This window comes from Gloeomargarita sp. (genome assembly GCF_053491055.1).
In genome coordinates this window covers 1-7,749 of sequence record NZ_JBRCEP010000061.1, presented here as the reverse complement: position 1 = coordinate 7,749, position 7,749 = coordinate 1, and the positions used below count along the sequence as shown (strand labels likewise).

The 7,749-nt window shown below is 56.1% G+C and carries 8 protein-coding genes and 1 tRNA gene; 5 read left to right on the top strand and 4 right to left on the bottom strand.

The window, feature by feature from the left end:
* Window positions 1-1,964, bottom strand: a 1,964-nt coding sequence (locus tag ACWISF_RS06805; protein WP_448380833.1) for an O-linked N-acetylglucosamine transferase, SPINDLY family protein, incomplete at its 3' end; no start/stop codon positions are given.
* Between the two features lie 106 nt (window positions 1,965-2,070).
* Here ACWISF_RS06805 and ACWISF_RS06800 point away from each other — a divergent pair.
* Complete coding sequence (locus tag ACWISF_RS06800) at window positions 2,071-3,333, top strand: dihydrolipoamide acetyltransferase family protein (RefSeq protein ID WP_448380832.1); 1,263 nt, start codon at window positions 2,071-2,073, stop codon at window positions 3,331-3,333.
* On the opposite strand, the gene ACWISF_RS06795 is transcribed toward ACWISF_RS06800, so the two are convergent.
* The gene (locus tag ACWISF_RS06795) at window positions 3,315-4,382 is read right to left on the bottom strand and encodes an aromatic ring-hydroxylating dioxygenase subunit alpha (protein WP_448380831.1); all 1,068 of its coding nucleotides are present in this window, start codon (window positions 4,380-4,382) and stop codon (window positions 3,315-3,317) included. The genes ACWISF_RS06800 and ACWISF_RS06795 overlap by 19 nt on opposite strands.
* Window positions 4,383-4,801: 419 nt before the next feature.
* Between ACWISF_RS06795 and ACWISF_RS06790 the strand changes: the two genes are divergently transcribed.
* Genes ACWISF_RS06790 through ACWISF_RS06780 form a run of 3 tightly spaced genes read left to right on the top strand, consistent with a single transcriptional unit; the run spans window position 4,802 to window position 6,222 of the window.
* Window positions 4,802-5,218 (top strand): hypothetical protein, encoded by a 417-nt coding sequence (locus tag ACWISF_RS06790; protein ID WP_448380830.1) that lies wholly within the window; start codon window positions 4,802-4,804, stop codon window positions 5,216-5,218.
* On the top strand, window positions 5,218-5,919 hold the full coding sequence (locus ACWISF_RS06785; protein WP_448380829.1) for an HAD-IA family hydrolase: 702 nt from the start codon (window positions 5,218-5,220) through the stop codon (window positions 5,917-5,919). Before ACWISF_RS06790 ends, ACWISF_RS06785 begins: the two co-directional genes overlap by 1 nt.
* Complete coding sequence (locus tag ACWISF_RS06780; protein WP_448380828.1) at window positions 5,920-6,222, top strand: hypothetical protein; 303 nt, start codon at window positions 5,920-5,922, stop codon at window positions 6,220-6,222.
* Here ACWISF_RS06780 and ACWISF_RS06775 read toward each other — a convergent pair.
* Window positions 6,212-6,664 carry a phycobiliprotein lyase gene (locus ACWISF_RS06775; protein WP_448380827.1) on the bottom strand — a complete coding sequence of 151 codons (453 nt, stop codon included), beginning with the start codon at window positions 6,662-6,664 and terminating at the stop codon, window positions 6,212-6,214. The two genes, ACWISF_RS06780 and ACWISF_RS06775, sit on opposite strands and share 11 nt — an antisense overlap.
* 69 nt (window positions 6,665-6,733) lie before the next feature.
* Between ACWISF_RS06775 and ACWISF_RS06770 the strand changes: the two genes are divergently transcribed.
* Window positions 6,734-6,807, top strand: a tRNA-Asp gene (locus tag ACWISF_RS06770).
* A gap of 40 nt (window positions 6,808-6,847) precedes the next feature.
* On the opposite strand, the gene ACWISF_RS06765 is transcribed toward ACWISF_RS06770, so the two are convergent.
* On the bottom strand, window positions 6,848-7,519 hold the full coding sequence (locus ACWISF_RS06765) for a M15 family metallopeptidase (protein ID WP_448380826.1): 672 nt from the start codon (window positions 7,517-7,519) through the stop codon (window positions 6,848-6,850).
* Window positions 7,520-7,749 lie beyond the last annotated feature (230 nt).

Below are 7,749 nucleotides of genomic sequence, written 5' to 3'. Positions count from 1 at the left end.
ATCCCACAATTGACCAAAAAACTATAGCTATTGCGGGCGGCATATTGTTGTCCCACGCGCGTCACCAAAGGGATTCCCACCCACAGCGCTTCTAGCGTCGTGGTCGCCCCGTTGTAGGGATAGGTATCGAGAATCACATCGGCAATCCCCATATTGGCCCGGTGGACATATTCACTCGCATCCCGTTCCAAAAATTTCAAACGGTCGGGATTCACACCCATTTCCTGTGCCAAATCCTGGAAAAATTCCTGGATGCCCTGTTGGTCGCCTAACCCTTTGAGGAGCAGATAACTCTGGGGAACATGCTGGAGAATTTCTAATTGCAAACGGGCAGTCTCATGATGGCGTTTGTAGCTCGACTGCGCACTGTAGAAAACAATCGCATCGCTGGGAATCCCCAAATGTTCGCGCCGCAGCGTGGGCACGCCAATTTCAAAGCCATCCACCCCAATATAGGCATGGGGCAAGCGCCACAGCGTTTCCCGATAATACTGCTGTGCATCATCTGGCAACACATAGGGATCAACGACAAAATAGTCCATCGTGGGAATTTCCATGGCATCCCAACCCAGCCAGCTAACCAGTATCGGTGCCGGTTTTCGCGCCAGTACCACGCCAATTGCATTCAACGTCACACTGTCTAAATCAATCAAAATATCAATCTCATCTTTATAGATGTGAGCTGCCATCACTTTCGGGTCGCGGTGATAGACGCAACTCTGGCATTCGGGGAGTAAAAACTGGTGCGCAAACTGATCTGGCTGATTCGCTATAGTGTACATATAAACGTCAAATTTCTGGCGGTTCATGTAGCGGAGATACCAGCGCATCAACCATCCCACCGAATGGCGTCGCAGGGTATGGGAAAGAAAGCCAATTCGGAGTTTTTCCCGCTCGCGGGGCTGGTGTTGAAATACCCCATGCTTCTTTTGCATGCAAGTGGCAATGTGACCAATAAATTTCTGTTTCAGGTACTGATTATTGGCCAGGTCATCCCGCAGATAGGGGAGTAAAAAAGGCACGTTAAAGGGCGCGCGTATCGTCTTTTCAAGCATGGAACCAATGTAGTCCGTATCCTGCTCCACCAACTCGGCCAGAGTTTGGAGATAGCGCTGACCGACTTCCTGATATTCCTGTTGGTTTTTTCCGCGAATGTGAATTAATCCCTGGAGTAATTTTTCAATAGCATCCAATTGATGCAGGGGCGTCCCGTATTTTTGCGCTAATTCCAGGAGTTGACGTGCTAAATCCAAGCCGGTGCGATATTCCCTCAAACGGTAAAAAAGTTCCACCAGAAAATAGTGGTAGTCGCAGTTGTGAGGTTCCTGGGCAATACACCACTCCAGCAGACGCTGACTGAGACGGGAATTAGTTTTTTCATGGTCCTGAATCAGCGCACTCAGAAAAATGACATTCGGGAAATCATCAATTAACGCAACCCCTAAATCCAATAATTCTTTGTGCCAAGGTTGAAGAGTATCTTCTTTGATTTCATTGAAAATGGTGTGCAAGGTATTTTTGAGCGTTACTCGGTTAATCTGGTCGGGGGGGGCTTGGCACAGGACTTGAGCCAGTTCTAGTTCCTGTAAGCGGGTAAAGTTGTGATTGGTCGCCAGCAGTTCGGCAAACAGGAGTAAATTCTCCAGATTTTCTGGCGCGACTTCCCAAATCCACTGCCGCAACCAACAGGCAAAGGTCGTATTCTCGTGGTATTGGGTGGCCGTTTGCTCCAAAAGTTGCACAATTTCTTGGCAGGCTGGTTCGCTTAAATTCAGCATGGCTTGGAACCAAACTTCCTGAGCCGCATGCACATCTTCTTGGGCCAGAAACGCAATAATGGCGTAGGCATAAGCCGTAGAATTATCCGGTTCCTGGGTTAAAATTTGCTGGGTTAATTCGCTCAAATGCCCGTATTCTTGCTTTTGTAGGTAGGTCTGCGCTTCGGTTACCCAGGGGGCGGTCATGACGGTTGTCCTGACAAAGAGGGGTCTGCTCCTATCATAATCGCTGCATCGCTACCTGCGCCCCGGAAACGGGTATGATCGGGATGGTTCACCGTCGGATGCTGTTATGATTCACCCGTTTGAGATGCCCGTGATGAGTTCCACCATGACGGAAGGGAAGGTGGTGGCTTGGTTGAAACAGGTGGGCGATTTTGTCAAGGCGCACGAGCACATTGTGGTGGTGGAATCGGATAAGTCGGATATGGAGGCAGAGTGTTTCCATGACGGGTATCTGGCTGCGATTTTGGTGCCAGCAGGAGAACGGGCGCCGACGGGACAACCCATTGCCCTGATTGCCGAGACGCTGGAGGAGCTGCAGCAGGTGCAACAAAATCCCCAGCAATACCTTGCCCAACGCCAACCAAATACCCAGACGGCCAATCCACCGGCGCAGCCAGCAGCCCAACCGGCAACGGCCACCCCAACCACCAATGGGCGGGTGATGGCTTCCCCCAGAGCGAAAAAATTGGCGCAAACCTACCAATTGGATTTGCGGCAGATCAAGGGCAGCGGCCCCTACGGACGCATCACGGCAGACGATGTCCTGCAGGCGGTGGCGCCCCAGTCCCGTCCTACCACGGTTGCGCCTGCCGCAGTCACTTCGCCATCCCCACCGGCAGTTCCTGAAGCACTTCCGGCACCAGCAATTGCCGCTGCAGGCACAATTACGCCCCTGAGCACCCTGCAACAGGCGGTGGTGCGCAACATGGTCGCCAGTCTGGCCGTGCCGGTCTTTCGGGTGACTTATGCCATCACCACCCAGGCCCTGGACGCCCTATACCAACAAATCAAGGGCAAGGGGGTGACGATGACCGCCTTACTGGCCAAAGCCATTGCCCTGACCCTGACCAAACATCCCCTGCTCAACAGTCGCTACAGCGACCAGGGGATTGTGCAGCCGGAGGGAATTCACGTGGCGGTGGCGGTGGCAATGGAGGATGGTGGGCTGGTCACGCCGGTATTGGTCAACCCCCACCAGCAAGATATTTACAGCCTCTCCCGCACCTGGCAGGATTTGGTCAAACGCGCCAAGGCCAAACAATTGCAACCCCAGGAGTACAACAGCGGTACCTTTACCCTGTCGAATTTGGGGATGTTTGGGGTCGAGGAATTTGATGCCATTTTGCCACCCAATCAGGGCGCCATTCTTGCCGTGGGTGCGGCGCAGCCGGAGGTGGTGGCGCTGCCCGATGGCTGTATTGCCGTGCGGCGGCGGATGCGGGTGACCCTCACCTGTGACCATCGGGTGATTTATGGCGCTCAGGCGGCGGCCTTTTTGCAAGACCTCGCCAAGCTCATCGAAACCGAAACTCAATCCTTGGTGTTGTAAAGCTGCGCTTGGCGCCAGATGAGTTTTTGGACGGCGCCGATGACGGGGTTGACCTCCACACCGCGCCGCTGCGGTTGCGCCAGATAGGCTTGCTGTTCCTGCTCCATCATCTGCACATCTTCGCGAATGAGACCCTGGAGAAAGCCTTTGGCGGCGTTAAAACAGCGGTTTTTCACCCAGCGGCGAAACCCAACAGGCAGGCGGTGTAAATTCCGAAATGCTCCCAAGGAAACCGTATGTACTAAATAGGCCCGGGTTTGGGTTGCATGCACCGGCGCAATCAGGCAATAGAGACGAAAATCAGGACCCAAACAGGAATGCCAATGGGGGTACTCATAACGCACGGTCAAAGAGGTGGGAAAGCCCCGCCGCAACCAGGGCATAAAAAGCTGAATCACCGACCAAGGCCGGTTGACTTGGAAATAACATTCTGCCTGATATTCCGCTGCCACCCAATCGGAACCCACCTGTTTTTGTTGCAACCTGGCCTGGCCCCAGGGTTGAAAATGCCGGTGCAAATGGCCGTGATACATATCCATAAGGTTCTCAACCAAAAAGGAAAAATGCGCCCGAAAAGTGAACGGCGCTACACTCACGATGTAGTTCAAATGCTCCCATTCGGGAATGGCTAAAGGTTCCTGCGCCGGCGCCTGCGCGGGATCGCCGGGGAATAGCCAAATAAACCCATGCCGTTCCTGCACCGGGTAACTGCGAATACGACAGGGGGGCAATTTTTGCTGTGGCTGTAAATAGGGAATTGCGGTACAACGCCCGGTGCCGTCAAATTTCCAGCCGTGATAAATGCAGACAATTTCGTTGCCTTGCACATAACCACTGCTCAGCTTGACGAAGCGATGAGGACAGCGATTTTCTAAAGCGTGTACCTGCCCATCCTGATTGCGAAAAAGCACAATATCCTGATGCCAAATTTGCATCGCTAAGGGTTTATCCCGCAATTCACTACTCAAGGCCACGGCGTACCAGTGATTGAGATTCACCGGCGCTGACCGCAGGGATTCTGGCCGTGGGATGCCAGCTAACTGTTGCATCGTTGCCGGACAATCACTCCTCGCTTGTCAGGATAGCATTTTATCTAGGGCTGTGACCCGTTAGGAATGGCATTTCCCTGAATCATGCCTGGGCTCAAGTTGATGTCTGTGGGCCTATCCCTTGCGGGCAAATAGCACATCTAATTTTTTTGATTTTTGCATGGCAGAGATGGCCGGATTTATAAAACATTAGGTAGTCGGTGGGGGGGTACCTCGATTGCCAAGCTACGCGCATCCCCAAGGGATAAATTTTTCTTCCCCCAAACGCCCTGTTTTACACGTGCAAAGGGGATCACTGGGCAATGCCTGCGCTTCTTTTTAGGATGTGAACAGGGCCGAGTGGTGGACATTTTGAGTTTCTCGTGGTAAGGTGCCGTCACTGGGCTATGTTGTCTTGAGGCGTTGTCCTGCTTTGGTTTATGCTTCCTCCTGTATCTCCCCAGGCGCGTGTGGTGGCGGAAGTGGTGCCCCTGCTGGTGCGCTACCGCTATGAACCGGATGAAACGCAGGCGACGTTGATTGCTCAGGCGTGGGCGGAGGAATACCCGGCGGAATGGGTGCGTCCGGCGGTGGTGGAAACCCTGTACCAAGCCCGTTACAAAAGTGTTTCGGTGGCGCAGGTGTTGCGTCTGTGGAAGCGACAAGGCCGACCCCATCCCCATTACCCAGGGGATTTTGAACGGTTGGTGATCCGGTCGCCCCAGGAGCGGCCAGGCAGTCCTTTGCCGCGGGTGGTGCCCCGTTCGCCTCTGCCTTTGCTCCCGGCGACGGTGACCGAACCCCAGTATCAGAAATTGCGGACGCTGGCGCAGGTGCAACCGGTGCGGGAATCCTGATGGGACGACCAGGGGCGATTTTTGTGGATGCGGTGGGGACCTTGTTTGGGGTGCGGGGTTCGGTGGGGGCCATCTACAGCGAATGTGCCCGCGCCGTAGGGGCCGATGTACCGCCCGAAGCATTACAAAAGGCGTTTGTCCGCTGCTTTGCTGCGTCTCCTCCCCTGGCGTTTCCGGGGTTGGCGGCGGCAGAACTGCCAGCGGCGGAGTATGCCTATTGGTATCGGCTGACGGAGCAAACCTTTGCCCTGGCGGGGGGACTGGCGCAGATTGGCGATTTCGCGGCTTTTTTTCCCCTGGTGTACGACTACTTTGCGACGGCGGCGGCCTGGGAACTGTACCCGGATGTGCTGCCTGCTTTAGTGCGCTGGCGCGACCAGGGGATTCCGGTGGGGGTGATTTCTAATTTCGACAGCCGCTTGTACGCGGTGTTGCAGGCGTTGGGGTTACGCCCCTGGGTGCAGACGGTGACCATTTCCAGTCGGGTGGGCGCGGCCAAACCGCAGGCGGCGATTTTTCGGGCGGCATGGCAGGCGCTGGGGCAACCGGCACCGCCGATTTGGCATATTGGGGACAGTTGGGAGGCGGATGTGCTGGGAGCGCGGGCGGTGGGCTGGCGGGGTATTCACCTGTGTCGGGATGGGCAGACGGCGTTGCCGGAGCGGGTGGCGACCTTGACGGCGGTGGGGGACACCGACTAAATGCAGGGGTTGCGGCTCTATTTGCTGGCCATGACGGTGGTGTGGCTGGGGCTATTGCTGGGGGTGGTGCTCCCGGCCTTGCGGCAGGGGACGGTAGGGCTGGCGGAGGTGACCACCCTGGCAGAGCGGTTGTGGGCCGGAGCGGTGTTGACCCTGCCGGTCAGTTTGACCTTGGCCGTTGTCTTGAGTTGGTGGTGTTGGGGGCGGCGGTGGGAACGCTGGGCGTTGTATAGTTCCCTGTTGCCGGGGCTGAATGTCCTGGTGGCGGGGGGAGCGTGGCTCTGGCTCCGGGTCAAAGGCTAAGGCGGCGAATGTCGGAGTAAAACGCGGCGGATTCCAGCCCGGCGGCGCCCTGCACCAACACCGTCCGCAGGCGCAAATTGGGACCGGCAAACCACAGGCGCTCTGCAATGCTCTGGCCAGAGGGCAGACACAGGTGCAATTCCAACACGCCCTCCGGCGCCCAAGTGTAATGCCCGGTTTGGGGCCGACCGTCGCCCGTGTCCTGCCAAAACTGGTGGGAATCCGGGTCAAAGGTCACGATGGTGCGGTGCACGGGACGCTGCTGTTCACTCCAGGTCAACATCCACCCCAAGGGCAGGGCAGAGGTCGCCGGTAGGCCCGTAATTTCCAGTTGCGCTTTGCCGTGCTGGGCAGGGGTGCCGTCTAGGTAAAAGCGGGTGCGTTGGCAAACCCAGACCCCCCAGTGGTGGGCCAGCAGTTGGCTAAGGTGCTGAAACTCCATAATCATCCATCATAGAACCTGGCCCCAAAAGGTAGCACTTCTGGCATAATAAAAAAACGTCACAAACCAGGGCCTGTAGTTCAATTGGTTAGAGCACCGCCCTGTCACGGCGGAAGTTGCGGGTTCGAGCCCCGTCAGGCCCGTAGGTAGAAGTTGGGGGGTGGGGGGAGGTTGGGAACTGTTTTATTCCTCGACTCGTCCATAGAGTGCTGCCGGTGCCCCCGTGACCCATGCCCATAGCTGATCCCCCCAAGAGAAATGCCACCATTCCTGTGGATGACGGACAAAACCGGCCTGCCGCATGACCTCATGCAGTAAACGGCGATGGCGGCCATACGGACTTTCCGGCGGGTAATAATCCGGCCAGGAACGGGGCGACACCTCATCCAGCGGCGCACCCATGTCCACCGGCTGCCCCCCTGCATCCAGCAGCGTGACATCCACCGCGGCTCCCGTGCTATGGGGCGGTGGGGTGGCCGGATCATCACTGGGAACCGCCCAAATTTGATAGACCTGAGCAAGTAACGTGGCTGGGTCGGCCTCCGGCTGGGTGGCGGCCAAGGCGCGGTAGGTGTGGTGCACCATAAAGGCTTGCACCACATTCGGACGATAGGCATCCCAAATCTGCAACCGCCACCCAGGGTGAAGCTGCTGTAAATAGTCCTGCGCTTGTAATAATTTCTGCACAACACTGTAACGCAGAGAGAAAGGGGAATGTGCCGCATAGGGTGCGCCCAAACGGGCGTAGGGATGGGGATCGATCAAGCACAGGCGATCCGCCGGAATTGGAATTAAAGGTTCCCCGCATTCACAAATGGGCAGATAGCGGTAGGGTTTGAGTCTAGGGGGGTGCATTGGTTTTGGCCACCTCAACGCCATAGCAAACCTATTGGCGATAGAAACAATAATCACACAGGAGATGTCCTGGAAAATGATTTTTCTAAGTACTTGTGGCGTCATCATTTGGGATTGCTGTATCTGGGGGTTCGTCGCCTTGCCATAGGTTCACCTGAGTCATGCAATGAACGGCGCTGATGGGAGATGGGAAATCGGTGTTGACTGTTGATGGCATCGCGAGCATCGTC